This window comes from Microlunatus speluncae (assembly GCF_009299835.1).
Lineage (GTDB): Bacteria > Actinomycetota > Actinomycetes > Propionibacteriales > Propionibacteriaceae > Microlunatus > Microlunatus speluncae.
Map to the genome: position 1 here is coordinate 272,114 of NZ_VKCZ01000004.1, position 24,271 is coordinate 296,384.

Here is a 24,271-nt window from a genome sequence, read left to right on the forward strand (position 1 = left end):
CCATGTCGGGTTTCCGACTCCGGCTGAGCCCGGTCAGATCCAACCGCGCTTGACCGCCTGGACGCCGAGCAGGAAGCGGGTGTTGGCGCCCAGCAACTGATGCAGCCGGTTGATCCGGCGCTGCACCGTACGCTCGCTGACGCCGAGCTCGCGGGCGATCGAGGCGTCGGTCAGGCCGGTGGCCAGCAGTTGCAGCAGCTGCTGGTGCTCGTCGGTGCCGGCGGAGTCGTCCAGCGAGGAGATCGGCACGGCGAGGCCCCAGACCGAGTCGAACAGCCGGATCAGCGCGTCGAGCAGCGTCGACGGATGGACCAGGACGGCGTCGGCATCGGCCGGCTCGTCGTCCCCCGGTGCCGTGCTGTACGGCAGCACCAGCAGCGCCTGTTGATCATCGGCGATGATCATCCGGATCGGCACGTCGGGAAACGTCCGCGCCTCTTCGCCGAGGCTGATCGAGAAGCGCACCGCGGCCATGATCGCCGGGTCCTCCAGCACCGACTGTTGATAGACCACGCGATACTTCACGCCGCGATCCGCGACCGCCTCCTGAGCCGTCGAGATCGCCCCTTTGGACTGGCTGAAGTACGGCTCGCGGTCGAAGCAGAGCACCTCCTTGACCGCCCCGGTCTCCACCTGATGCGCCGCCTCCCGGACCTGCTCCAGCCCGCGGATCACCTCGAGGAACCCGCCTGAGCTGGGCCCCTGCAGCGACGCGAAATGGCTCGCGGCCAGCCGCGCCTGGCCGATCCTGGCCTCCTGCTCGATCACCCAGCGCTCCACCGCGAGCCGGACCGGGACCGGCACCACCCGACCCTCCTCCTGCCGGACCAGCCCGACCCGGGTCAGCTCGGCCACCGCCCGCTCCCAGCCGCTCCCGCGCGCCGGCCCGTCGACCGATCGCAGCAGGTCGGCGTACAACTGCTCCGCGGCCGGCGACACGTCGAACGGCGCCAGGAACCCGGTCGAAGCCGAGTAGCCGTCCCCCGGCGCACTCCCGCCCATCCCCTCCGCAGCGTCCATACCGCCAGTGTCGCCCGCCCCGCTCTCCGCCACCACCCACCCTGGTCCCCCGCGAGCCCCGATTCGCCGCCCTCGCTGAATCCACCGCCCTCGCTGAAGCCACCGCCCTCGTCTTTGCCCCCTTTGCGCGTGCTTCGCGGCATCTGTTGTGGGGGCGAAGGGCGAGGAGGTGGGGCGAAGGCGGCTTGGCGGCTCGTGGGCCGGCGCACGCCACCGCGCATTCCGTCCCCCGCCGCCGCATCCAGGTTTCCCGCGAGCGCCGAATCGGTCGTCCTCCGGTCGCATCGCCTTCGCCCCCGTTGCTCGTGCTTCGCGGCATCTGTTGCGGGGGCGGAGGGCGAGGAGGTGGGGCGAAGGCGGCTTGGCCGGCTTGACTGCCCGGTCCGGCCCGGCCTCTACGCGCCGTGGTGTTCCGCGAGTGCCGTGCCGCGTGGCCTGGGCCCGGCGTCCTTCGCCCCCGTTACTCGTGCTTCGCGGCATCTGTAGCGGGCGCGAAGCGCGACTAGCGGGGGCGAAGGACGGCTCAGCGGGCTTGGGGAGTGTCCCGGTCGCGGGGGCGTCCGCGACCGGGGTCGGTCGTCCACAGGCAGCGCCGGTCGAATTCGGTTGTCCACAGATCTTTTGAAGTCGGCGCGGGCCGGGTGTGGAGGATGTGCGGTGGGCCTATGAAGAAGATCGAACTGACGCGAGAACTGGTGGCTCGGGGTTTCGGCTACGACGAGGTCGCCCGGTTGGCACGGCGCGGAGAACTGGTCCGGGTGCGGCGCGGGGCGTACGGCCGGCCGGAAGCCTCTCTGGATGACCGGGGTCAGTACCTGAGGTTGATCCGGGCGACCGTCGCACAATGCAGTACGACGACCGTGCTGAGCCACCAATCCGCCGCAGCCGTGCACGGATTGCCGCTCTGGCTGGATGAGATCAGCCGGGTGCACCTGACCCGATCGGCCGCCGGTGGTGGAAAGGTGCGGCATTACGTACATCTCCATCCGGCAGCCCTCGACGACTCGGACATCGTGGTGATCGACGGACTGCTCGTGACGAGCCTCGCCCGGACCGTGGTCGACCTCGGCCGTGCTGTCCGACTGGTCCGCTCGGTGCCGATCGGCGACGCCGCCCTGTCCCGCGGGCTGGCGCCCGAGGCACTGTCGGACGTGCTGCACCGGTCCGCCGGCTGGCCGGGAATCGCCTCGGCCCGGCGCGCGGTCGGCCTACTGAATCCGCTGAGCCGAAGTGTCGGTGAGTCGGTCAGCCGGGTGGTGATGGTCGACCTCGAGGTGCCGCCACCGGTCCTTCAGTTCGAGGTGTTGAACGAGCGCGACGAGGAGGTCGCGTGTGTGGACTTCTGCTGGCCGGCCCAACGCACGGTCGGCGAGTTCGACGGGAAGATCAAGTACGGCCGACTGCTGAAGCCCGGGCAATCGGTGTCGGACGTGCTGTTCGCGGAGAAACAACGCGAGGACGCCATCCGCGACCTCGGCTGGCAGGTCGTCCGCTGGGTCTGGGACGACCTGCGCCGCCCCGACGCACTCGCCGATCGCCTCACCCGTGCCTTCGCCCGGTCCGCCCGGACCTGGCGCTCCGGATGACCCCACCGACCCCGCTCCTCCGGACTTTGCGCCGCTTCGCCTCACCTTCTGGACGTTCGTGTCCACTTCGCCTCACCTTCCATGGCTTCGCGCCAGCTACAGCTGGGGCGGAGGGCGAGGACGTGGGGCGGAGGTGAATGGCGAGTCGGCGCGGACAGCCGCGGGTGCATGAGCGCTGGGCGCGCCAGCTACGAGGGAGCGGCGACCTCGGCTCCCGGCTTCGCCCACCTTCGGGGCTTCGAGCGGCTTCGCCCACCTTCGGGGCTTCGAGCGGCTTCGCCCAACTTCGGGGCCTTCGCCCCACCTTCTGTGGCTTCGCACCTGTTGTAGGTGGGGCGGAGGGCGAGGACGTGGGGCGGAGCGGGTAGTGGTGGGCGGAGGGCGGCTGCATCGGGGCGCGCCGGGTAGCGGTCGCGCGTCACGGCTTCGCCCCACCTACTGGTCCTTCGCGGCAGCTGTAGGTGAGGCGAAGGGCGAGGAAGTGGGGCGAAGGCGCGGCGCGGGCCTGGGTGGGACGGCTGGGGTTAGACGGCTGGGGGTTAGGGGGTGAGGACTTCGCGGAGTTTGGCGGCGAAGGCGTCGGGTTCGCCGGGCGGCATGCCGTATTCGCCGCCCATGAAACCGCCGTGGTCGCCGGGGAAGATCGTGGGCTGCTGGCCGATGCGGTCGGCGACGATCTCGCCGGTGCGGCGGGGGAGAGCGGCGCCGGTGGTCTCGCCGACGGCGATCACGATCCGGGCCGGGGAGGAGGCGAGGGCGGCGAAGTCGTGCTCGTGGTAGTTGCAGTCGATCATGTTCTGGCCGAGCAGGGCGTCGTCGCGGCTGCCGTCATCCTCGGTGGGCAGGCCGAACTGGGCCGGGTCGACCGGCCACTGCGGAAAGTCGGCGGGGATCGGGCCCTGATGCCCGACCAGCAGGATGAACTTGGCCATCGCCGGGCCCATTCCGCTCTGCTGGTACGTGTCGTGGATGTCGGTCACGGCGGCCAGGGCCTCGGTGCGGTCGGGCAGCACCTGGGTCACCGGCGGCTCGTGCGCGACCAGGGTCCGGATCAGCTCCGGATGCCGGGCCGCGAGGACGAGGGCGTTCACGGCGCCGCCGCTGCTGGCGAAGATGTCGACCGGACCGCCGCCGACCGTGTCGATCAACCGGCGCAGGTCGTCGGCGTGCTCCTGCGGGGTGGTCCGGGTGGCGTCGTCGGTGCGCTTGCTCCGGCCGGCGCTGCGCGGGTCGTACGTGATCACGGTGCGGTCGCCGAAGTGGCCGGCCAGCGTGGTGAAGCCGACGGCGTCCATCGGCGAGCCGATCAGCAGCAGGGTCGGCGCAGCGCTGGGGCCGTCACCTTCCCGGACGTCGTAGTGCAGGGTCGCGCCGGGCGCCTCGATGGTGGACGACTTCGGTTCGGACATGGGGGTTCCTTTCGCCGCTTCGATTCTGAACCAACCGACTCGTCCGCGCGCCAAAACTCATCGGGTCGGTGCCGAGTACCGTGTCCGGGTGAGCGACTTCTCTGAGATCTACACGCCGACCGAGGAGCACGAGGCGTTTCGCGCCGCGGTCCGGGAGGTCTGCGACGCCAAGGTGGCGCCGTTCGCGGCCGAGGCCGACGAGACGGCGAGCTTCCCGCAGACGGCGTACGACGCGTTGCGCGCCTCGGATTTCCACGCCCCGCACGTGCCGGAGGCCTACGACGGCGTCGGAGCCGATGCGCTGGCGACGGCGATCGTGATCGAGGAAGTGGCGCGCGCCTGCGCGTCGTCGTCGCTGATCCCGGCGGTGAACAAGCTCGGCACGATGCCGATCCTGCTCGCCGGCAGCGATGAACTGAAGCAGACCTACCTGCCGCCGGTCGCCTCCGGCGCGGCGATGTTCTCCTACTGCCTGTCTGAACCCGAGGCCGGGTCCGACGCCGCGTCGATGAAGACCCGGGCGGAGGCCGACGGTGATCATTACGTGCTCAGCGGGGTGAAGCGTTGGATCACCAACGCCGGCGTCTCGGAGTACTACACGGTGTTCGCGGTCACCGACCCGGACGCGCGCAGCCGCGGGATCAGCGCCTTCGTGATCGAGAAATCTGATCAAGGAATCACCTTCGGCGCGCCGGAGCGCAAGCTCGGTATCAAGGGCTCGCCGACCTGCGAGGTCTACCTTGATCAGGTACGGGTCCCGGCGAGCCGGATGATCGGCGAGCCCGGCACCGGGTTCGCGACGGCGATGCGCACTCTTGATCACACCCGGGTCACCATCGCCGCCCAGGCGATCGGGATCGCTCAGGGGGCGCTCGACTTCGCCGCCGGCTACGTCAAGGAGCGGACCCAGTTCGGCAAGGCAATCGCCGACTTCCAGGGGATCCAGTTCATGATCGCCGACATGGGGATGAAGTTGGAGGCGGCCCGCCAGCTGACGTACGCGGCGGCGGCGAAGTCGGAACGGGGTGACGCCGACCTGACCTACTTCGGTGCGGCCGCGAAGTGTTTCGCCTCCGACGTGGCGATGGAGATCACCACCGATGCGGTCCAACTGCTCGGCGGCTACGGCTACACCAAGGACTATCCGGTGGAGCGGATGATGCGCGACGCCAAGATCACCCAGATCTACGAAGGCACCAACCAGGTGCAGCGGATCGTGATGGGCCGGCACCTGCTCAAGTAGCCAAGGCCGTTACGGCGGCTCGAAGTCAGTCACGCCCGCAGGGTAACCCGAGGGTTTCGTGTCCCGGCACAGATATCCGACCGTAGTTCGATCAAGGTCCACCGGCGGGTTGATCAATCTCAGCGAGCAGGACCGTTAGGGTCGGTCGGGACCTGAACTCGAGCGGAAGTAGAGATATGCCTCGCTGGAAGACCGGTGTGACTGCGGGCCTGGCCTCGATCGCGGCCCTCACCATGATCGCGACCGCGGCCGGTCCGGCCATCGCCGACACCGCACCCGATCAGTCCACGGATCCCGCGATGGCGAAGTATGCCGACCAGAAGCTCGCCTGGAGTGACTGCGGCTTCGAGCTGGCGGTGCCGACCGAGTGCGCGCTGCTGACGGTGCCGCGGGACTGGGCGGAGCCGGCCTCCGGTGTGGATCTGCAGGTGCAGGTGAGCCGGGTGGTGGCGACCGGGGAGGACGGCAGCCAGGGGATCGTGCTGACCAACCCCGGCGGCCCGGGCGGGCAGGGCACCGACCTGCCGGCCATGATCGCCGAGCTGCAACCCGACCTGAACGCCCGTTACGACCTGCTCGGGATGGACCCCCGTGGCACCGGTCGGCTCGACCCGTTCGGCGAGGAGGCGGACCAGATGCTCACCTGCGACGTGCCGATCACCCGGCTGCCGCAGGGGCCGCAGGATGCCCGGGACCGATCGGCGAAGTCGATCAAGGAACATCAGCAGGTGCCGCAGGCGATCGCCGAGGCCTGCCAGAGCCGGGCGATCACTCCGTACATCACGACCTGGCAGACCGCGCACGACATGGACCTGCTGCGCCAGCTCTTCGGTGCCGAGAAGCTGAACTACATCGGCTATTCGTACGGCAGCTGGCTGGGCGCGAAGTATGCATCGATGTTTCCGGAGCGGGCCGGCCGGATGGTGCTGGACTCCAGTGTGGACTGGCAGGGCCGGCTGATGGCCGATTTCGAGGACTTCCCGCGGATGGGACAGCGGCAGATCGACGACGTCTTCCTGCCCTGGGCGAACAGGCTGATCCCGGAGGTGTTCGGCGAGACCGTCACCGAGGCCAAGGCGGCGATCGAGCGGGGTCGCGAGATCGCCGGCGAGGCCGGCATCGACGGCGACAGCTACGACAGCCTGTTCGTCGGCAACGGCAGTCAGGACGGCTGGGTGATCACGCTGCTGGTGCTCGGCTCGCTGATCGACGAGGACGCGCTGGCGGAGCTGGGCTCGCTGCCGAAGGAGGGCCGGTCCCTGCTCGATCACGTGTCGAAGGAGCGGTTCGGCGTCCCGGCGTCGAAGCTGACCGCGAAGCTGGTGATCAGCAAGAACCTCGGCCAGCCGGAGGTGCAGGAGGACTACGTGAAGGCGCCGCTGACCCGGTTCGCCGTCGCCTGCGGTGATCAACCGACCGAGTCGACCGAGTGGTATCAGCGGTTGAGTGATCAGCAGGGACCGCGCTATCCCTACTATGGTTGGGCTTACGGGCTGTCGGAGGTCTGTGGTCCGTGGACCGATGAGCCGCGGCACGAGCTGCCGACGCTGCCGGAGTCGGTGCGCGACAACGTGCTGCTGGTGCAGGGCGAGTTCGATCCGCAGACGGCGTACGAGCAGGCGATGGCCGCGGTCGACCAGGCGCCCGGGGTCAACGTCGTCCGGGTCGACGACAGCCCGTTCCATGGTCAGTACGCGATCCAGGGCAACTACTGCGTCGACGGCGTGGTGAACAACTTCTTGATCAACAACTCGGCTACCGACAACGCGATCTGCTCGTCGGTCCCGCTGCCGCTGGAGGAAAAGGTCTTTCCGACCGACGGCCCGGTGGACGACTATCTCGACGGCCATGGCCACGGCCAGGACCGCGGCGGCTCGCTGCTGAAGATCGTCGACGACACCGTGGCCCGGCTGCTCGGGAAGCGGATCTCGGTGCTCAACGGTCCCGGAGCGATGGCGGTGACGCGCTGAGCCGATAGGGTGCGGCTCACGAAAGATCGAGGCTAGGAGCAGAGATCGTGGCACCCGTCATCCAGTTGGTGATCTTCGGCCTTCCCGTGCTGCTGGCACTCGTGGCCTATCTGCTGCCCGGCGTCCGGGTGCTGCGCTCGATCGCCGGTGCGCTCTGCATCCTGGCCGCCGGGTTCCTGGCCTTCATGATGCTGAGCGCGGACTCGGATGAGCTGCTACGAATCCTGGGCCAGGTGGTGGTGCTGTCCGGCTTGATCATCGCGGTCCGGCCGGAACGCAAGCCCGCGGTGGCGGCCGGTCCGCCGGCCCGGCCGGCGCCGGTCCCGCAGCCGTACGGCCAGCAGGGTTTCGCCGCCCAGGGCCAGCCGCAACCCCAGCAGCCGCAACAGGGTCCGGGCTACCCGGGCTCCGGCAGCTGAGCCGAGTGACCCGCAGGCGTCAGATATCGCGGCTGCGGTACCAGCGCAGGCCGATCAGGGCGAAGATCAGCACCCAGCCGACCGTCGCGATCACGGCCGGCAGCAGCGGCAGGTAGCCGGCCGAGCCGGGGACGGACAGCCCGGCGAGGCTCTCGATCAGCGCGCCGGGCATCCAGCGTGGCACCGTGTTGCCCCAGACCGGCGGCAGGAACTGTGCGGTCACCACCGGCAGCAGCGATCCCAGGAACAAGATCAGCACGGTCGGCGTAGTGCTGCGTAATGCCGCGCCGAGCAGCAGCCCCAGCAGCCCCCAGATCACCAGCTGGGCGGGGATGAAGACGAGCATGGTGCGGAGCAGCCCGGGATCGGCGAGGGTCAGCACCGGATGGCCGGTCAGCCCCAGCACCCCCTGGGTCAGGGCGAAGTTGATCGCCGAGGTGACGACGCCGATGATCAGTCCGCCGGCGGCGACGATGATCGCCTTGGCCAGCAGCACCCGGCTCCGCTTCGCGCTGGCCGCGAAGGTGTAGTTGATCAAGCCGTCCTTGAACTCGGACGCGGTGAAGCCGGCGGCGAAGAAGACGTAGGCCCAGACGCCGAAGAACGCGCCGAAGAACAGGATCTCGTAGCGGCCGCCACCCTCGACCGCCTGATGCTGGGCCAGCACGTCACCGCCGCCGAACGCGGTCAGCAGGGCGGTGATGCCGACCGATAGTCCGATCGAGATCACCAGCACGGCGCGGAGGACCCGGGAATGCCGGACCTTGATCAGTTCGGCGCTGAGCGTGCCGCGGAGCGTTGTCATCGGGTCACCTCGGTCAGGGAGTGGTCGTGGGTCAGTGAGAGGAAGGCGTCCTCCAGGCCGCCGACCCGGGTCAGCTCGGTCAGCGCGATGCCCTCGGTGAGTGCAATGCGGCCGATCTCGGCGGGGTCGAGCCCGGTCACCTCGAGGGCACCGGCCTGATCCGACACCGCGGTCGCGAACGGGCGCAGGGCCGCCGCCAGGCCGGCGTTGTCGGGGGAGGAGACCCGGGTCGTCGAGCCGGAGCCGATCAGTTCGGCCAAGGTCTGGTCGGCCAGCAGCCGACCGTGTCCGATCACCACCACCCGATCGGCGAGCAGTTGCACCTCGGACAGCAGGTGGCTGGAGACGATCACGGTGCGTCCTTCGTCGGCGAGGCCGGCGAGCAGGTCGCGCAGCCAGCGGACTCCGGCCGGGTCGAGCCCGTTCACCGGTTCGTCGAGGACGACGTTGGCCGGATCGCCGAGCAGGGCACAGGCCAGGCCGAGCCGCTGCCGCATGCCGAGTGAGTAGCCGCCGATCCGCCGGCCGCCGAGCCGGCCGAGACCGACCTGTTCCAGCACGTCGGTGATCCGGCGCCGGTCCAGCCCGGCCGCGTGGGCGAACCAGGTGAGGTGCTGGGCACCGGTGAGGTGGGCCGGCAACGTCCCCGCGTCGAGCAGGGCGCCGACCGTCCGGGCCGGCGCGGCCAGGTCGGCGAACCGCTTCCCGTCGATCGTGGCCGTGCCGTGGGTCGGCGCGGCCAGGCCGAGCACCATCCGCAGGGTGGTCGACTTGCCGGCGCCGTTGGGTCCGAGGAAGCCGGTCACCGCTCCGGACGGGGCGGTGAAGGACAGGTCGCGGACGGCCCAGGTCTCCCGGTATCGCTTGCTCAACTCGTGGACTTCGATCATGAACTCCACGGTGCCGGTGCCGGCGGTGCCCGGCACAGACCCGAACGGACCAGGGGGTGTTCCGTTCGTCGGAGTCGTGGTTGTCGCGAGACCTCTTGGTTCAGGAGGGTAGGGGCCGATGCGACGTGGCAATGGCTGCAGCGAAGAGATTCAGCGACACTCCGACCGACCGCCGCGCGAGACTGGGCCGGTGATCGAGGACGCGCATCGGCAGGCAGACCACCTCGTCCGGTTCGATTGGGGTCCCACGGGTGCGGCCGCGATCAGCGCCGACGCGGCCTACGCGGTCGTGGTCGACGTGTTGTCGTTCACCACCACACTGACCGTCGCCGTCGAGCGCGGGATGACCGTCTTTCCCTACCGGTGGCGAGACGACGGAGCCGCCGACTACGCCCGGGCCCGGGACGCCGTGCTGGCCGTCGGCCGCTTCGAGATCCTGGCCGTCCCCGCCTCCGACCCCGACCAGCCGGCCGAGTCGTCACATCCGCGTCGACACGCCGCAGAATCGGCCGCGGATGTGCCGGGTCGGCGGGGGTTGGGGGTGAGTCTTTCGCCGGCGGCGATGGGGCGGGTCGTGGGGGTGGAGCGGATCGTGTTGCCGTCGCCGAACGGGTCGACGATCGCGTACGGGCTGCAGGGTTCCGGGGCCCGGGTGGTCGGCGGGTGCCTGCGCAACGCGGCGGCGGTGGCGGGCTGGCTGGCGCCGCGGCTGGCGTCCGGTGGCACTCTGGCGGTGGTTGCGGCCGGGGAGCGCTGGCCGGACGGGTCGCTGCGGCCGGCGGCCGAGGACCTCTGGGGCGCCGGGGCGGTGCTGGCCGCCTGTGCGGCGGCCGGGCTGACCGGATTCAGTCCGGAGGCCGACGCGGCGGCGCAGTCCTTCCGGGCCGTCGTGGACCGGCTGCCGGCGGCGTTGTCCGGGTGCGCGAGCGGGCGGGAGTTGATCGCGGCCGGGTTCGGGGCCGACGTCGCGGTGGCCGCGGCACACGAGGTCTCGACGGTGGTCCCGGTGCTGGACGGCGAGGCGTTCGTACCGGCGACCTGACCGGCGCACCTACTTTCGTACGCTTGTGGCGGCTGGGTGGGGTCCCTACTGTGAACGAGTGATCCCGCGGACCTACCTCATCGTCTTCGCCGGGTTGACGGTCGCCTTCGCGGTGCTGGCGATCTTGATCTTCCCGGACCTGGACCGGGTGACGGTGCTGGTCGGCCTGCTGGTGCAGCTCACCGGGGTGCTCGTCGTCGCGTTCCAGCGGCCGGTGATCGGCGCGGTGACGGTGCTGATCATGACGATGGTGCTGTCCTGGGCACCGACCGGCTGGGATCTCCTGTACGACCACCAGTTGATCATCTGGATCCCGGTCGCCGCCTCGCTGGTCAGCGGCCGGGTGATCGTCGAGTCGCGCAGCCGGCTCGAGTTGATCATGGGTCTGGCGCCGCTGGTGGGCTGGTGCGCGGTCACCATCGGCAACGTCGGGGTGACCCCGATCAGTGTCCTGGGCAGTGTCTCGCCGGTGCTCGCCGGCATCTGCATCGCCCTGGTGATCCGGCTCCGCGAGGCACGCAAGGACCGGCTGGCCTCGCTGGAGCAGGCCAGGATCGCGGCCGACCGGGAACAGTTGCTGGCCGACCTGCACGACCTGATCACCCACCGGATCACCCGGGTGGTGCTGAAGTCGCGGCAGCTGGCGGGCGGCACCGACCAGCCGCCGCTGCGGGACGGGCTGGGTGAGATCGAACGGACCGCGACCGAGACCCTGACCGCCCTGCGGGACTACCTGACGGCGGCCCGGCCGGTCGAGCCGTCCGGCGCCGATCAGGGCGCCCGGCCGGTGTCCGATCTCCGCACGGAACTGGCCGAGATCGTCGCCGCGGAACGGGAGCTGGACCGCGCGGTCGAGCTGGCCGAGCCGTCCGGCGACGATCGGATCATGATCAACTCAGCGGTCCACGGTTGCCTGGTCCGGGCCGTCCGGGAGGCGCTGACCAACGCCGCCAAGCATGCCGTCGGCGCGCCGGTGGAGATCGAGCTCCGGGCCCGGGAGGTGGTCCGCCTGTCGGTGATCAACGGACCGGCCGTCGAGGGACCGGACGCCGGTCTGCACCGGTCCGGCTCCGGCGCCGGGCTGCGCGGCCTGGCCAGTCGCTGCCGACTGCTCGGCGGTAGCCTGACCGCCGAACCCGACGGCCGGGGTGGATTCGCGGTCCGGGTGGAACTGCCGGTCACCGTCGAACGGGCCCCGGCCTGGATCGGCGCGACGGAGGCGACGGCATGACCACGATCACGGTGATCATCGCCGACGACGACCCGTACGTCCGCGACTATCTCGGCGACGCCCTGGCTCAGGCCGAGGGGATCGAGGTCGCCGGGGTCGCCGCCGACGGGGCCGAGGCGGTCGACCTGGCGATCCGGACCCAGCCCGACGTGGTGCTGATGGACATCCGGATGCCCGGCGTCGACGGCATCGCCGCGACCGTCGAGTTGATCAAGCTCGACCCGGCCCCGGCCGTGATCTTGATGACCGCGCTGGACACCGACGAGGCCCTGCTCGGCGGACTGGCCGCCGGCGCCCGCGGCTACACGATCAAGACCGCACCGGTGGCCGCGATCGTCGAGTCACTCCGCGCCGCCGCGACCGGCACCGACGTGCTGTCCCCCGAGGCGACCCGCCGACTCGTCGCGCTGGCCAGCGCCCCGCGGCGGGCGGCCTCGCCCCGGCTGACCGAGCTCGGCGACCGGGAACGCGAGGTGCTCCGGCTGATCGGCGAGGGCGCCTCCAACGCCGCCATCGCCCGTACCCTCTATCTGGCCGAGAGCACCGTCAAGGGCCACGTCTCCCGCCTGATGACGAAGCTCGACTGCGACAACCGCACCCAACTCGCCGTCCTCGCCCAACACCTCTGAACACCCCGACCAATCCGAAATAGATGCCACTGTGCCAGGTGCGGCAGGAGAGGCGATCGCCGCTCTATTTTCAGTCCAGGACGGGCCCAAACCAGATGGGACTGCGACTTGTCAGACTTAGGGGACGCTGGAGCGTGCCCTAAGTCTGACAAGTCGGGGTTGTTCAGAGGTGGAGCCAGCCGAAGGCGATGTTCCAGTGGTGGCCGGCGGTGAGGTGGTCGAGGACGGCTCGTTCCAGGCGGCTGGTCGGGGTGAGCGCCGCCAGGTCGGTCGGGTCGGCGGCCTCGAAGACCCAGCGGACGATCTCGCGGTCACCGGGGGTGGCGTCGGCGGTGATCATGAACCGGCGGCCGAAGTCGACGATGTTGGACGTGACCGGCAGGTGATCGGCGAGTTGGGGGTCGATCAGCCAGGACCGGCAGTGGCCGATGATCAGGTCCAGGCCGGCGTACTCGGCGGGGAAGTGCCGCCGGAAGAAGGCGGCGGTCCGGGCCAGTGAGGCGTCGCATTCACCCGGGTCGAGCCGGCCGCCGATCGGGATGTGCACACTCAGGCCCGGCTGCTCGGCCGGCCGCCTACTGGCCGCGCCGGCCACGGGTCCGACCGGCTCCCGCTTGTAGTCCAGCCGGCCGAGGCGGAAGATCAGCCCGCGCCAGACGTCGATCACCCAGGCCGGACCGTCCAGCCCACCGATGCCGTAGATCCGGCGGTGCCGTTCCAGGTTGAGGCTGAGCGCGTTCAGTGAGTGGGCCGAGATCGCGTCCGGCACACCATGATCACGATGATCACGACGGACCTCCTCGATCACCGACAGGCAGGCGTACGCGACGAAGTAGCGGCCGGCGGCGCCCCACTCGGCGGGAGGTTCGATCAACTTGGGGCGGGTTCGGTCGATGCCGATCGAGGCCGCGATCGCCTCACCCGCAGCGACGATCTCGCGCCGGATCCCGGGATCGTCGGGGAACGAATCGGCCAGCTCGGCCGCTTCGACGGCCGGCACCCCGAGCCAGTCGAGCGATGCCGTGACCCAGTCGGGTGTCTCCATGATCAGCCCATTCTCGCCGACCTGTCAGAACTGAGTTGTGCCAGGGGGCTACTCACTTCTGACAACTCGGTGAGGAAGGGGGCTACTTGGTGACGTACTGGTCCAGGTTGCTGGTGTCGCCCTTGGCCAGGTCGGCGAACAGCGCCTTGGCCTTGTCCTTGTCCCAGATCATCGCCGAGCCGGCCGGGGTCGATCTGTTCGGGTCCGAGATCGGCACGGTCAGCGTGATCCCGCCGGTGCCGGTCAGGGACCTCATCGCGAGGGCGGCGCTGACCGTCTCCGGGAAGGTGGTCTCCTTCCCGAGCGAGACCGCTCCGGAGGCGGCGGTGAGCAGCGACCAGTAGCGGACCGGGTTGAGGAAGGTCCCCGGACCGGCGGCCTTCTCGGCCACCGCGCTGATCATCTCCCGCTGTCGCTCCATCCGGCCGAGATCACCGCGCGGATCCTTGTACCGCATCCGGACGTACGCCAGCGCGGTCGGCCCGTCGAGCTGCTGGCAGCCCTTCTTCACGTTCAGCTTGCTCTTCTTGTCCTTGATGTCCTTCGGGATGCACATCTCGATCCCGCCGACCGAATCGATCACGTCGACGAAGCCGCCGAAGCCGACTTCGAGATAGCCGTCCATCCGCAGCCCGGTGGCCTGCTCGACGGTCTCGGTGAGCAGCTTGGCGCCGCCCCAGGCATACGCGGAGTTGATCTTGTGCTTGCCTTCGCCGGGCACGGTGACGTAGGAGTCCCGCGGCACCGAGATCAGCGCACTCTTCCCCGACGGTGGGGTGTACAAGATCATGATCGTGTCGGTGCGCTTGCCGGCGGTGTCGCCGGTGCCGAGCCGCTTCTGTTCCTCCGGCGTCAGGCCTTCCCGGGAATCGGAGCCGACCAGCAGGATCGCGGTGCCCGGCTGCTCGGCCGGCCGCTCGCCGGCCGGTTCGTTGTCCACCCGCTCGATCTGGTTCCAGGCATACACCGGGCCGGCGATCAGGCCGGCCAGCAGTAGCACCACGATGCCGACGATGACACCGGCCACGATCCGGCCGGTGCGCCGCTTCTTGGGCCGCCCCGAGCCGCCGGGGCCGCCGGGCCGACCCGGTCCTCCGGGCCCACCCGGTCCGCCGGGACGACCGGGACCGGCGCCGGGACGCTGGCCGGGCGGCGGCGGGGCCGGCACCGGCCGGACCGGCCCGGGAGGGGTCGCCGGCAGTCGGCCGGGGTCGGTCTCGTCCCCGAACGGGTTGATGGCACGGGTCTGTTCCGGCTCCGATTCCGGCTTGCGGCCGCGGCCGTACAGCCAGTCCATGTCATCTTGGCTAGGCGGCATAACACGAGAGACTACCCGGCTCCGATGAGGGCACGGTCCGGCGCGCCTGCGTGCTTTCGGCTGACCTCGGCCGGATACTGAACGGCGATCTGCCCGCGAGCTGAAACCTTGGCGAGGAAGGGATCAGGTGACGGAGAACTCCCCGATCGGCCGCCCGGAATCCGGGTCGTCACCCGCGCTGGTGGAGCGGGCCGGCGACCGGGTCAAGCTCCGGCGCGGGCTGACGTTCCTCGGCATGACCCTGATCCTGCCGGGCTCGGCTCAACTGGCCGCGGGCAACAAGCGGATCGGTCGGATCGCCCTCCGGGTCTGGGCGGTGCTCTGGGGCCTGATCGCGCTCTCGGTCCTGCTCGCCCTGGTCTGGCGCAAGCTGGCGATCATCATCTTCACCGCCGATCCGGTGCTCCGGGTGGTCCAGGTGCTGCTGATCGTGATCGGCATCGCCTGGGCGCTGTTGTTGATCGACGCCTGGCGGCTGTCCCGACCGCCCGAGCTGGCCCGGCGGCACCGGCTCGGGTTCGCGCTGGCCCACCTGGTGCTGATCGGGGTGGTCTGCGGCGCGCTGTTCGCCTCCGCCTCGATCGTCTCCTCGCAGCGCACCTTGATCGCCGCGGTGTTCGGCGGCGGCGGCGAGACCAAGGCACAGGCCGGCCGGATCAACGTGCTGCTGCTCGGCGGCGACGCCGGCAAGAGCCGGGTCGGGCTGCGGCCGGACAGTCTGACCGTGGCGAGCATCGACGCCGAGACCGGCCGGACCGTGCTGTTCAGCCTGCCGCGCAACCTCGAGGACGTACCGTTCCCGGAGAGTTCGCCGATGCACAAGGAGTTTCCGAAGGGCTTCGGCTGCCCCGACCACTCCTGCCTGCTGAATGCCGTCTACACCTACGCCAGTGATCATCAGAACCTGTATCCGGGGGTGAAGGATCCCGGTGTCCAGGCGACCAAGGAGGCGGTCGAGGGTGCCACCGGGCTGAAGATCAACTACTACGCCATGGTGGACCTGAAGGGGTTCGAGGCGCTGATCGACGCGGTCGGCGGGATCAAATTGGACGTACGTCAGCGGGTGCCGATCGGCGGCGGTACGTCCCGGATCTTCGGCTGGATCGAGAAGGGTGAAGATCAACACCTGGACGGCTATCACGCGCTCTGGTTCGCCCGGTCGAGGGAGGGCGCCAGTGACTACGAGCGGATGGCGCGGCAGAAGTGCGTGATGAACGCAATGCTGAACCAGCTCGAGCCGATGACTGTGCTGACCAAGTTCAACGAGATCGCCAAGGCCGGCGAAGAGATCGTCGCCACCGACGTGCCGACCTCGGAGATCGACAAGCTGATCGATCTCTCGCTCAAGGCCAAGGAACGCCCGGTGGCCAGCGTCGCGTTCGTACCGCCGCTGATCCACTCCGGCAACCCCGACTTCGGGGTGATCCGGACCACGGTGCAGAACCGGATCGCGGTGGCCGAGAACGCCGACCTGCCCAAGGAGCAGCGCACCCCGCCGCCGTCGGTGCGGCCGGACCGGCCCAAGGCGACCAAGCAGGCCGACGACGACAAGCCGAAGTCGGACAACGCGGACGCCAAGAAGAAGAACCAGCAGGAAACCAATGATCTCAAGGCGATCTGTTCCGTCGACTGACGCGAGACAATGGGCCGGTGCCGGGACCAGAGCAAGCCGAGTTGATCATCCGCGACCGGCGGGACACCGACCTCGAAGCGATGGTCACCCTCGCACTGGAGTCGATGACCTGGCACGCGGACAGCTACCCTGACGTCCGACCGGCTCCGCCCGCCGATGCCCTGCGCGGCGGCTTCCGCGAGCTCGTACCCACGGCCGACTCCTACGTCCGGGTGGCCGAACTCGACACCCTGGTCGTCGGCTTCCTGACCGCCGCGCTCCTGCCGCCGACCACCAGCGGCATCGAAGCGCTCGACGAACCGTCGGTCTACATCTCCGACATCATCGTCACCGGGACCGCCCGGCGCCGCGGCATCGCCCGAGCCCTGCTCGCCGACCTCGACGACTGGGCCCGGGCCCGCGGGTGCCACACCATCCGCCTCACCATGCACGCCGGGAACGAACCGGCCCACCGGCTGTACGAACAACTCGGCTATCGCCCCACCTGGATCACCTTCCGCAAGGACGGGGACGATGAGTGATCACCCGCGGACGAAGGGGCCCGCTGATCGGCACCGCGCCCACAGGGCATGCTTTGTCAGGACAATTCATTGACACGGTGATCCGGGCTGCATAGCGTCGGATCGCGCCCGCTACGCGAAGGAGATGCATGAGCTCGGAGCGTGTGGCGCCGTCGGCGGAGCCGACCCCCGATCGGACAGAGGTGCTGACCTTCGGTCGTAGCGGGGTCGACATCTATCCCCGGGAGATCGGCGTCGGCCTCGATCAGGTCCGGAACTTCGGCAAATATCTCGGCGGTACGACAGCCAATGTCGCCGTCGCCGCCGCCCGGCTGGGCCGGCGGTCGGCGATCATCTCCGGCGTCGGCGACGACCCGTTCGGGCGCTACGTCCGGCAGGAGCTGGGCCGGCTCGGGGTGGACGACCGGCACGTGGTCACCAACTCCGAGTTCCCGACGCCGGTCACGTTCTGCGAGATCTTCCCGCCGGACGACTTCCCGCTCTGGTTCTACCGGCGGCCGTCGGCGCCGGACCTGCAGGTCCGGACCACCGACATCGACTACGACGCCGTCCGCGACGCCGGCGTGATGTGGCTGTCGGTCACCGGGCTGAGCGAGGAGCCGAGCCGGGAGACCCACTTCGCCGTCCTGGAGGCCCGGCAGCGGCGGCCGATCACGGTGCTCGATCTGGACTACCGGCCCATGTTCTGGGATTCCCCGGCGGCGGCCCGGGAACAGATCGCGCGGGCGCTGCCGCAGCTGACCGTCGCGGTCGGCAACCTGGAGGAGTGCGAGGTCGCCGTCGACGAGCGGGACCCGGACCGGGCCGCCGACGCGCTGCTCGACGCCGGGGTCGAGCTGGCCATCGTCAAGCAGGGCCCGAAGGGCGTGCTGGCCAAGACCCGGACCGAACGCGTGGTCTCGCCGCCGATCATGATCACGCCGCTGAACGGGCTCGGCGCCGGCGACGGCTTCGGCGGCTCGCTGGCCCATGGGCTGCTGGCCGGCTGGCCGCTGGACCGGGTGCTGCAGCGGGCCAACGCGGCCGGGGCGATCGTCGCCTCCCGGCTGGAGTGCTCGACCGCGATGCCGACGGCCGCGGAGATCGACGTGTTGCTCGCCGGCGGAGATCCGAATGCCGGCCGGGTCGACGGGCTCACCCACCACGAGGAGTGATGATCATGGGTACGAAATCCCTTCGGCTGACCGTGGCGCAGGCCCTGGTGCGGTTCCTCGGCGCCCAGTATGTCGAGGACGACGGGGTCGAGGAGCGGTTGTTCGCCGGCTGCTTCGGCATCTTCGGTCATGGCAACGTGGCCGGCGTCGGCCAGGCGCTGCTGCAGGCCGAGTTGTCCGATCCGGCGTCGCTGCCGTACGTGCTGGGGCGGAACGAGCAGGCCCTGGTGCACAGCGCGGTCGCCTATGCGCGGATGAAGAACCGGCGCCAGGTCTGGGCGGTCACCACCAGCATCGGGCCGGGCGCCACGAACATGATCACCGGAGCGGCGCTGGCGACGATCAACCGACTGCCGGTGCTGCTGCTGCCGGCCGACTCGTTCGCCTCCCGGCACGCGGCGCCGCTGCTGCAGGAGCTGGAGTTGCCCGACTCCGGCGACGTCAGCGTCAACGACGCGTTCCGTCCGGTGTCGAAGTATTTCGACCGGATCTGGCGGCCGGAGCAGCTGCCGGCGGCGCTGCTGAACGCGATGCGGGTGCTGACCGACCCGGCCGAGACCGGCGCGGTCACCCTCTGCCTGCCGCAGGACGTGCAGGCCCAGGCCCACGACTGGCCGGAGGAACTGTTCGCCCGCCGGGTCTGGCATCTGCGCCGGCCGGCCCCGGAGCGTTCCATGATCGAGACGGCGGCGGAGATCATCGCCACGGCCGAGCGACCGGTGATCATCGCCGGCGGCGGAGTGATCTACTCCGGCGCCGAGCAGGCTCTGGCCGACCTGTGCGCCGCGACCGGCATCCCGGTCGGCCAGACCCAGGCCGGCAAGGGCAGCGTCGTTTTCGATCACCCGCAGAGCCTGGGCGCGATCGGCGCCACCGGCACCACCGCGGCCAACGCGATCGCCCGCGACGCCGACGTGGTGATCGGCGTCGGCACCCGCTATTCCGACTTCACCACGGCCAGCCGGACCCAGTTCGCCGACCCCGGGGTGAAGTTCGTCAACCTCAACATCGCGGCCCTCGACGTGATCAAGCACGCCGGCCTGCAGGTGGTCGGCGACGCCCGGGAATCCCTGCTGGCGTTGACCGAGCGGCTGGGCGACTTCCGGGTCCCGGAGTCGTACCGGAGCAAGATCGGCGCCCTGGCGGCGGAGTGGGACGCGACCGTGACCGCGGCCTACGCGGCCGGACCGGGGGAGGACGGCCGACTGAACCAGAGTGCGGTGATCGGCGCGGTCAACGAGCTGTCCGATCCGCGCGACGTGGTGGTCTGTGCCGCCGGCTCGATGCCGGGCGACCTGCACAAGCTGTGGCGGACCCGGGACGCGAAGGGCTATCACGTCGAATACGGCTACTCCTGCATGGGCTATGAGATCCCTGGCGGGATCGGGGTGCGGCTGGCCTGCCCGGACCGGGACGTGTTCGTGATGATCGGCGACGGCTCGTATCTGATGATGCCCGGCGAACTGGCCACGGCCGTCCAGGAAGGGATCAAGCTGATCGTGATCTTGGTCCAGAACCAGGGCTTCGCCTCGATCGGCGCGCTGTCGGAGTCGGTCGGGTCGCAGCGGTTCGGCACCCGCTATCGGCACCGGACCGAGACCGGCCGGCTGGACGGCAACCTGCTCGAGGTCGACCTCGCCGCTAACGCGGCCAGCCTCGGCGTGCACGTGATCACCGCGACCACCCGGGAGGAACTCGAGGCCGCCATCGGCGCGGCCAAACGGGCCGAGTCGACCACGGTGATCCACGTCGAGACCGACCCGATGCTCGGCTCACCCGATTCGGAGTCCTGGTGGGACGTGCCGATCAGCGAGGTGTCCGAGCTGGACAGCACGCAAGCGGCCTACGCCGAGTACGCCGAAGCGAAGAAGGCCCAGCATCCCTACCTGCGGCCGACGCAATAACGTGAAGGAGGCACCAGTGTCGTCGAAGATCATCATCGGTTCCGCGCCGGACTCGTGGGGAGTCTGGTTCCCGGCCGATCCGGAGCAGACGCCCGCCGACCGGTTCCTGACCGAGGTCGCCGCGGCCGGCTACGAGTGGATCGAGCTCGGCCCGTACGGCTATCTGCCCAGCGATCCGGAGCAGTTGCGTGATCAACTCACCCGGCACGGGCTCAAGGTGTCGGCCGGGACCGTGTTCGAGCACCTGCACCGGCCGGACAGCTGGGACGACGTCTGGAGCCAGGTCTCGAAGGTTGCCGCGCTGACCCGCGACGTCGGCGGCGAGCACCTGGTCGTGATCCCGGATCCGTGGCGTGATCACAAGACCGGCAAGCCGCTGGAGGAGCGGACCCTCAGCGCCGACCAGTGGGACGCGCTGACCCGGCAACTGGACGAGCTGGGCCGCCGGATCGACGACGAGTTCGGGCTGCGGCTGCAGTTCCACCCGCACGCCGACAGCCACGTCGGCTATCAGCCGGACATCGAGCGGCTGCTCGAGGCCACCGATCCGCGCTGGGTCAACCTCTGCCTGGACACCGGCCACGTCTCCTACTACGGCGGCGACAATCTGGAGTTGATCACCAAGTATCCGGACCGGATCGGCTATCTGCACCTGAAGCAGGTCGATCCGGCGGTGGTCGCCGCGGTCGAGGCCGAGGACCTGTCGTTCCCGGAAGCGGTCAAGCGCGGCGTGATGATCGAACCGCCGCACGGCCTGCCCGCGATGGGCCCGATCCTGGACGCCGCCGGCGCACTCGGCCGCGATCTCTACGCGATCGTCGAGCAGGATCTCTATCCGTGCGATCCGGACGTGCCACTGCCGATCGCCCGCCGGACCCACACCTATCTGCGCGGCTGCAGCGGCGCGGCGGTCGAGATCGGCGTCCAGCATGGCTGATGATCTTGCTGGTCGGGCGGAGCTGCGGGTCGCCGTGCTCGGCGTCGGAGTGATGGGCGCCTTCCACGTCGACCGGCTGAGCCGGACCGTGCACGGCGCCCGGGTGACGGTGATCAACGACGCCGCCGCGGACCGGGCCGACACGATCGCCTGCGCGGCCGGCGCCCGGGTGGAGCCGGATCCGATCGCGGCGATCAACGCCGACGACGTGGACGCCGTGGTGATCGCGAGTCCGGGCCCGTTTCACGCCGAGCAGGTCTCGGCCTGCCTGGACCGGGGGATCCCGGTGCTGTGCGAGAAACCGTTGACGACCAGCCCGGAGTCGGCGTACGAGATCGTGCGGCGGGAGGCGGCGCTGCCCGGCCGGCTGATCCAGGTCGGCTTCATGCGCCGCTACGACGCCGAATACGTCAAGCTGCGGACCTTGATCACCGACGGCGGCGTCGGCGACCCGCTGCTGCTGCACTGCGTGCACCGCAACCCGGACAACCGGCCCGAGTTCGACTCCTCGATGATGATCACCGACTCGGTGGTGCACGAGGTCGATGTGGCCAGATTCCTGCTCGGCGAGGAGATCGCGGCGATCCAGGTGACCAAGCCGACCGCGAAGCGTGGCACCCCGGACGGTCAGTGGGATCCGATGATCGTGCTGCTGACCACCGAGACCGGCAAGGTGGTGACGGTGGAGATCTTCGCCCGGACCGGCGTCGGCTATCAGGTCCGGACCGAGCTGGTCGGCTCGGCCGGCAGCGCCATGATCGGGCTCGACCTGGGCCTGATCAGCACGGTCGGTCCGCTCGGCGCCGGGCACTGGGGCGGCCCGGTCGCCCCCGGGTTCGTGGAGCGGTTCGCGACCGCGTACGGCACCGAACTGCAGGCCTTCGTCGACGCCGCCCGGCAGGGCACCGTCGACGGTCCGAGCGCCTGGGACGGCTACGCGGCGGCCGCGGTCTGTGCGGCCGGAGTCGAGGCCGTCCGGACCGGCGAGTCGGTCCCGATTCACCTTCAGCCACGTCCGTGAGCGGTACTGCGCACCCATTCGTCCGGACCGCGGCAGCGCACTTTCGGCCATTTCCCAGTACGGTTCGAAGATGAGGTTTCATCTGTACACGACGGCCGAAGAAGACACTGATCAGCCGTCCGGCGTTGATCAGGGGAGCTACGGCTCTCTGGACGAGGCCAAGGAGTCGACCCCGCCGCGCCGATGGGTGCTCCGGCGGGCGGCCAACGGTCGTCGGGTCTGGTTGGGCCATCCGACCGCGAAGGCCAATTGGTATGACCAGATCCGCGAGCGCCCGGAAATCCGGTCCGACGAGGACTGAAATTCAGCCGGGGATGAACTTCACCGTGATGGTGCGCAGGTAGCTCCGGCCGGCCGCGCCGTCTGCGGTCACGTAGCCCTCCGTACCGGCGGCGAACTCGAACCGGCCGAGTCACACCCAGCCAGGGGCGCCCGCGTTCTGATCGGGTTCGATCACGGTCGTACCGCCAGCAAGGGTGACGGTGAAGCGCGCCCGGGGTGCTGTCCCCGGCGTCCCGCGGCATCGGGGCCGATACCCCGTACGCTCCGGCTGCTCGGCCGAGGTGTCGCCGGCGTACCGACACGCCGACAGAACCCGTGCATTCGTGCCGTCTCGGCGGGTGTTTAGGCTGGCGGGATGCGTTACGCGGTGATCATGGCCGGCGGCTCGGGGACGCGGCTGTGGCCGTTGTCCCGGCGGGGCATGCCCAAGCAACTGCTCGATCTGGTCGACGGGAAGAGCCTGTTGCGCCTGGCTTACGAGCGGCTGGCCGGGGTGGTGCCGGCCGACCGGGTCCTGGTCTGCACCGGGGCCGAGCACCGCGACGTGGTCGCCGAGCAGCTGCCCGAGCTGGACCCGGCCAACATCCTCGGTGAACCGGAGGGCCGCGACTCCCTGAACGCGATCGCCTGGCCGGCCGCCGTCCTGGTCGAGCGCGATCCGGAGGCGGTGATGGCGGTGCTCAGTTCCGATCACCTGATCACCCCGGTCGACCGGTTCGCCGCCGCGCTCCAGGACGGGTTCGCGGCCGCCGAGGCCGACCGGGACGCCCTGATCACCTTCGGCGTGGTGCCCACCTCGCCGCACACCGGCTTCGGCTATCTGGAACGCGGCGCCGAGCTCGCCGGCCGGCCCGGGGTGTGCCGGGTCGAGGCGTTCGCCGAGAAGCCCGACCGGGAGACCGCCCAGAAGTATCTCGACACCGGCCGCTATCTGTGGAACGCCGGCATGTTCGTCTGGCGGGCCGAGACCTTCCTTGATCAACTTCGGGCCCTGCTGCCGGAGACCCACCGGACCGTGCGGGCGATCGCCGCCGAACCGGGTCGGCTGGCCGAGCTGTTTCCGGGCCTGCGCAAGATCAGCGTCGACTACGCGATCATGGAACCGGTGTCCCGCGGCGAGGCGTCCGGCCACGTGCTCACGGTCGGGCTGCCGATCGAGTGGCAGGACCTCGGTGGCTTCGCCGCGCTGGCCGGACAGCTGCCGGCCGATGATCACGGCAACGCGACCGACGGGCTCAGCCTCGTGCTCGACGGCGGGGACAACCTGGTGATCAACCGCGGCGAGGACGGGCGACTGGTCGCGATGCTGGGAATGACCGACACCGTGGTCGTGCAGACCCCGCAGATCACCCTGGTCTGCCCGATGGCCGAGGCCGGCCGGATCAAGGAACTGGTCGCCGAGGTGTCGGCCCGGTTGGGCCCCGACTACACCTGAGCCGGGTCGACCCCGGTGACCGCCCCGACGTCGTCGGTACGGTAGCGGCCGCGGCTCAGGTCGACCAGGATCAGCGGATTGCCGAACGGGTCCTCGACCACGGCCACCCGGCCGACCGGGATGTCGGCCGGTGGACTGATCATCCGACCGCCGGCGCCGACGAGCTCCGCGGCCGCCCGATCGGCCGAGCGGACCAGCCAGTTGGGGGCATAGCTCAGCCCCGTCGCCAGCACGATCTCCGTCTCGGCCTCGGGGCAGCGCAGCCCGGCCAGCCCCAGCTCGTCGTTGCGCCAGATCAACTCGTGACCGAGCCGGTCGCGATAGAACGCCAGCCCCGCATCAAGATCGGGGACGGCGACGGACACGGCGTCGACCGCCCGGAGCAGTGGTTCCGTCATCCGATCAGCCTAGGAACCACCCCCGACAGTCCCCGGCTCCGAGCCCTCTCCTGAGCCCGAGCCTCCATGCCAGGGGTTCCGGAAGTCGACCTTGGTCGAGAAATGCGCGCCTGCGGGTCGGGTTGGGTGTGCGGAAGTCGACCGTGGTGGAGAAATGCGCGCCTGCGGGCTGGTTGGGTGTGCGGAAGTCGACCGTGGTGGAGAAATGCGCGCCTGCGGGCTGGTTGGGTGTGCGGAAGTCGACCGTGGTGGAGAAATGAACCGCCCCGGGTTTTCCGGGTACTTCGGTTTGTGTCTCTACCCGGTCGGGATGAGACGGTTTCTTGCAGCGTAGTGGGTGGTCTCGACTTCGATGGGTGTGAGGTCATCGACGGATTCG

22 protein-coding genes are annotated in these 24,271 nt (G+C 70.0%); 15 read left to right on the forward strand and 7 right to left on the reverse strand.

Going from position 1 to position 24,271, the window contains the following annotated elements; all coding sequences use genetic code 11:
• Positions 1–33: 33 nt before the first annotated feature.
• Positions 34–1,020 carry a helix-turn-helix transcriptional regulator gene (locus FNH24_RS07610; RefSeq protein WP_152361544.1) on the reverse strand — a complete coding sequence of 329 codons (987 nt, stop codon included), beginning with the start codon at positions 1,018–1,020 and terminating at the stop codon, positions 34–36.
• Between the two features lie 665 nt (positions 1,021–1,685).
• Here FNH24_RS07610 and FNH24_RS07615 point away from each other — a divergent pair.
• Positions 1,686–2,606: a type IV toxin-antitoxin system AbiEi family antitoxin domain-containing protein gene (locus FNH24_RS07615; RefSeq protein WP_152361545.1), complete on the forward strand. Its 921-nt coding sequence runs from the start codon at positions 1,686–1,688 to the stop codon at positions 2,604–2,606.
• Positions 2,607–3,145: 539 nt separating this feature from the next.
• On the opposite strand, the gene FNH24_RS07620 is transcribed toward FNH24_RS07615, so the two are convergent.
• On the reverse strand, positions 3,146–4,015 hold the full coding sequence (locus FNH24_RS07620; protein WP_152361546.1) for an alpha/beta fold hydrolase: 870 nt from the start codon (positions 4,013–4,015) through the stop codon (positions 3,146–3,148).
• 88 nt (positions 4,016–4,103) lie between these two features.
• Between FNH24_RS07620 and FNH24_RS07625 the strand changes: the two genes are divergently transcribed.
• The 3 genes from FNH24_RS07625 to FNH24_RS07635 all read left to right on the forward strand — a co-directional run bounded on the left by FNH24_RS07625 (position 4,104) and on the right by FNH24_RS07635 (position 7,647).
• Complete coding sequence (locus tag FNH24_RS07625; protein ID WP_246186789.1) at positions 4,104–5,258, forward strand: acyl-CoA dehydrogenase family protein; 1,155 nt, start codon at positions 4,104–4,106, stop codon at positions 5,256–5,258.
• Between the two features lie 197 nt (positions 5,259–5,455).
• Positions 5,456–7,228, forward strand: a complete 1,773-nt coding sequence (locus FNH24_RS07630) for an alpha/beta fold hydrolase (RefSeq protein WP_246186790.1) — start codon at positions 5,456–5,458, stop codon at positions 7,226–7,228.
• A gap of 47 nt (positions 7,229–7,275) precedes the next feature.
• Positions 7,276–7,647 (forward strand): hypothetical protein, encoded by a 372-nt coding sequence (locus FNH24_RS07635; protein WP_152361549.1) that lies wholly within the window; start codon positions 7,276–7,278, stop codon positions 7,645–7,647.
• A gap of 19 nt (positions 7,648–7,666) precedes the next feature.
• Here FNH24_RS07635 and FNH24_RS07640 read toward each other — a convergent pair whose 3' ends face one another.
• On the reverse strand, positions 7,667–8,452 hold the full coding sequence (locus FNH24_RS07640; protein WP_152361550.1) for a hypothetical protein: 786 nt from the start codon (positions 8,450–8,452) through the stop codon (positions 7,667–7,669).
• The gene (locus tag FNH24_RS07645; protein ID WP_152361551.1) at positions 8,449–9,342 is read right to left on the reverse strand and encodes an ABC transporter ATP-binding protein; all 894 of its coding nucleotides are present in this window, start codon (positions 9,340–9,342) and stop codon (positions 8,449–8,451) included. The genes FNH24_RS07640 and FNH24_RS07645 overlap by 4 nt, the downstream gene beginning before the upstream one ends.
• Positions 9,343–9,532: 190 nt before the next feature.
• On the opposite strand from FNH24_RS07645, the gene FNH24_RS07650 reads away from it, so the two are divergent.
• Genes FNH24_RS07650 through FNH24_RS07660 form a run of 3 tightly spaced genes read left to right on the forward strand, consistent with a single transcriptional unit; the run spans position 9,533 to position 12,244 of the window.
• Positions 9,533–10,384: a 2-phosphosulfolactate phosphatase gene (locus tag FNH24_RS07650; RefSeq protein WP_246186791.1), complete on the forward strand. Its 852-nt coding sequence runs from the start codon at positions 9,533–9,535 to the stop codon at positions 10,382–10,384.
• Positions 10,385–10,442: 58 nt separating this feature from the next.
• Entirely contained in the window at positions 10,443–11,615 is a 1,173-nt protein-coding gene (locus FNH24_RS07655) for a sensor histidine kinase (RefSeq protein WP_152361552.1), read from the forward strand.
• The gene (locus tag FNH24_RS07660) at positions 11,612–12,244 is read left to right on the forward strand and encodes a response regulator (RefSeq protein ID WP_152361553.1); all 633 of its coding nucleotides are present in this window, start codon (positions 11,612–11,614) and stop codon (positions 12,242–12,244) included. Before FNH24_RS07655 ends, FNH24_RS07660 begins: the two co-directional genes overlap by 4 nt.
• Before the next feature lie 163 nt (positions 12,245–12,407).
• On the opposite strand, the gene FNH24_RS07665 is transcribed toward FNH24_RS07660, so the two are convergent.
• Positions 12,408–13,289, reverse strand: coding sequence for an acyltransferase domain-containing protein (locus FNH24_RS07665; RefSeq protein ID WP_152361554.1), 882 nt, complete (start codon positions 13,287–13,289; stop codon positions 12,408–12,410).
• Between the two features lie 82 nt (positions 13,290–13,371).
• Positions 13,372–14,586 carry an LCP family protein gene (locus FNH24_RS07670; protein ID WP_246186792.1) on the reverse strand — a complete coding sequence of 405 codons (1,215 nt, stop codon included), beginning with the start codon at positions 14,584–14,586 and terminating at the stop codon, positions 13,372–13,374.
• A 148-nt stretch (positions 14,587–14,734) separates the two neighbouring features.
• On the opposite strand from FNH24_RS07670, the gene FNH24_RS07675 reads away from it, so the two are divergent.
• The 8 genes from FNH24_RS07675 to FNH24_RS07710 all read left to right on the forward strand — a co-directional run bounded on the left by FNH24_RS07675 (position 14,735) and on the right by FNH24_RS07710 (position 23,494).
• Entirely contained in the window at positions 14,735–16,240 is a 1,506-nt protein-coding gene (locus FNH24_RS07675; RefSeq protein WP_152361556.1) for an LCP family protein, read from the forward strand.
• Between the two features lie 17 nt (positions 16,241–16,257).
• Positions 16,258–16,761, forward strand: a complete 504-nt coding sequence (locus FNH24_RS07680; protein ID WP_152361557.1) for a GNAT family N-acetyltransferase — start codon at positions 16,258–16,260, stop codon at positions 16,759–16,761.
• 128 nt (positions 16,762–16,889) lie between these two features.
• A complete protein-coding gene (gene iolC, locus FNH24_RS07685; protein ID WP_152361558.1) occupies positions 16,890–17,915 on the forward strand; it encodes a 5-dehydro-2-deoxygluconokinase in 1,026 nt (341 codons plus the stop codon).
• Complete coding sequence (iolD, locus tag FNH24_RS07690; RefSeq protein ID WP_152361559.1) at positions 17,915–19,819, forward strand: 3D-(3,5/4)-trihydroxycyclohexane-1,2-dione acylhydrolase (decyclizing); 1,905 nt, start codon at positions 17,915–17,917, stop codon at positions 19,817–19,819. Before iolC ends, iolD begins: the two co-directional genes overlap by 1 nt.
• Positions 19,820–19,835: 16 nt before the next feature.
• Positions 19,836–20,756 carry a sugar phosphate isomerase/epimerase family protein gene (locus FNH24_RS07695; protein ID WP_152361560.1) on the forward strand — a complete coding sequence of 307 codons (921 nt, stop codon included), beginning with the start codon at positions 19,836–19,838 and terminating at the stop codon, positions 20,754–20,756.
• Complete coding sequence (locus FNH24_RS07700; protein ID WP_152361561.1) at positions 20,749–21,777, forward strand: Gfo/Idh/MocA family protein; 1,029 nt, start codon at positions 20,749–20,751, stop codon at positions 21,775–21,777. The genes FNH24_RS07695 and FNH24_RS07700 overlap by 8 nt, the downstream gene beginning before the upstream one ends.
• Positions 21,778–21,847: 70 nt before the next feature.
• Positions 21,848–22,078, forward strand: a complete 231-nt coding sequence (locus FNH24_RS07705; protein ID WP_152361562.1) for a hypothetical protein — start codon at positions 21,848–21,850, stop codon at positions 22,076–22,078.
• Between the two features lie 336 nt (positions 22,079–22,414).
• A complete protein-coding gene (locus FNH24_RS07710; protein WP_152361563.1) occupies positions 22,415–23,494 on the forward strand; it encodes a mannose-1-phosphate guanylyltransferase in 1,080 nt (359 codons plus the stop codon).
• Here FNH24_RS07710 and FNH24_RS07715 read toward each other — a convergent pair.
• Entirely contained in the window at positions 23,485–23,892 is a 408-nt protein-coding gene (locus tag FNH24_RS07715) for a VOC family protein (RefSeq protein ID WP_152361564.1), read from the reverse strand. The genes FNH24_RS07710 and FNH24_RS07715 overlap by 10 nt on opposite strands.
• Positions 23,893–24,271: the final 379 nt, after the last annotated feature.

Excerpts from the sequence above, each read along its gene's own strand:
- FNH24_RS07610 (WP_152361544.1), bottom strand. The coding sequence starts at position 1,020 with ATGGACGCTGCGGAGGGGATGGGCGGGAGTGCGCCGGGGGACGGCTAC.
- FNH24_RS07615 (WP_152361545.1), top strand. The coding sequence starts at position 1,686 with ATGAAGAAGATCGAACTGACGCGAGAACTGGTGGCTCGGGGTTTCGGC.
- FNH24_RS07620 (WP_152361546.1), bottom strand. The coding sequence starts at position 4,015 with ATGTCCGAACCGAAGTCGTCCACCATCGAGGCGCCCGGCGCGACCCTG.
- FNH24_RS07640 (WP_152361550.1), bottom strand. The coding sequence starts at position 8,452 with ATGACAACGCTCCGCGGCACGCTCAGCGCCGAACTGATCAAGGTCCGG.
- FNH24_RS07645 (WP_152361551.1), bottom strand. The coding sequence starts at position 9,342 with ATGATCGAAGTCCACGAGTTGAGCAAGCGATACCGGGAGACCTGGGCC.
- FNH24_RS07660 (WP_152361553.1), top strand. The coding sequence starts at position 11,612 with ATGACCACGATCACGGTGATCATCGCCGACGACGACCCGTACGTCCGC.
- FNH24_RS07665 (WP_152361554.1), bottom strand. The coding sequence starts at position 13,289 with ATGGAGACACCCGACTGGGTCACGGCATCGCTCGACTGGCTCGGGGTG.
- FNH24_RS07670 (WP_246186792.1), bottom strand. The coding sequence starts at position 14,586 with ATGGACTGGCTGTACGGCCGCGGCCGCAAGCCGGAATCGGAGCCGGAA.
- iolC (WP_152361558.1), top strand. The coding sequence starts at position 16,890 with ATGAGCTCGGAGCGTGTGGCGCCGTCGGCGGAGCCGACCCCCGATCGG.
- iolD (WP_152361559.1), top strand. The coding sequence starts at position 17,915 with ATGATCATGGGTACGAAATCCCTTCGGCTGACCGTGGCGCAGGCCCTG.
- FNH24_RS07700 (WP_152361561.1), top strand. The coding sequence starts at position 20,749 with ATGGCTGATGATCTTGCTGGTCGGGCGGAGCTGCGGGTCGCCGTGCTC.
- FNH24_RS07705 (WP_152361562.1), top strand. The coding sequence starts at position 21,848 with ATGAGGTTTCATCTGTACACGACGGCCGAAGAAGACACTGATCAGCCG.
- FNH24_RS07710 (WP_152361563.1), top strand. The coding sequence starts at position 22,415 with ATGCGTTACGCGGTGATCATGGCCGGCGGCTCGGGGACGCGGCTGTGG.
- FNH24_RS07715 (WP_152361564.1), bottom strand. The coding sequence starts at position 23,892 with ATGACGGAACCACTGCTCCGGGCGGTCGACGCCGTGTCCGTCGCCGTC.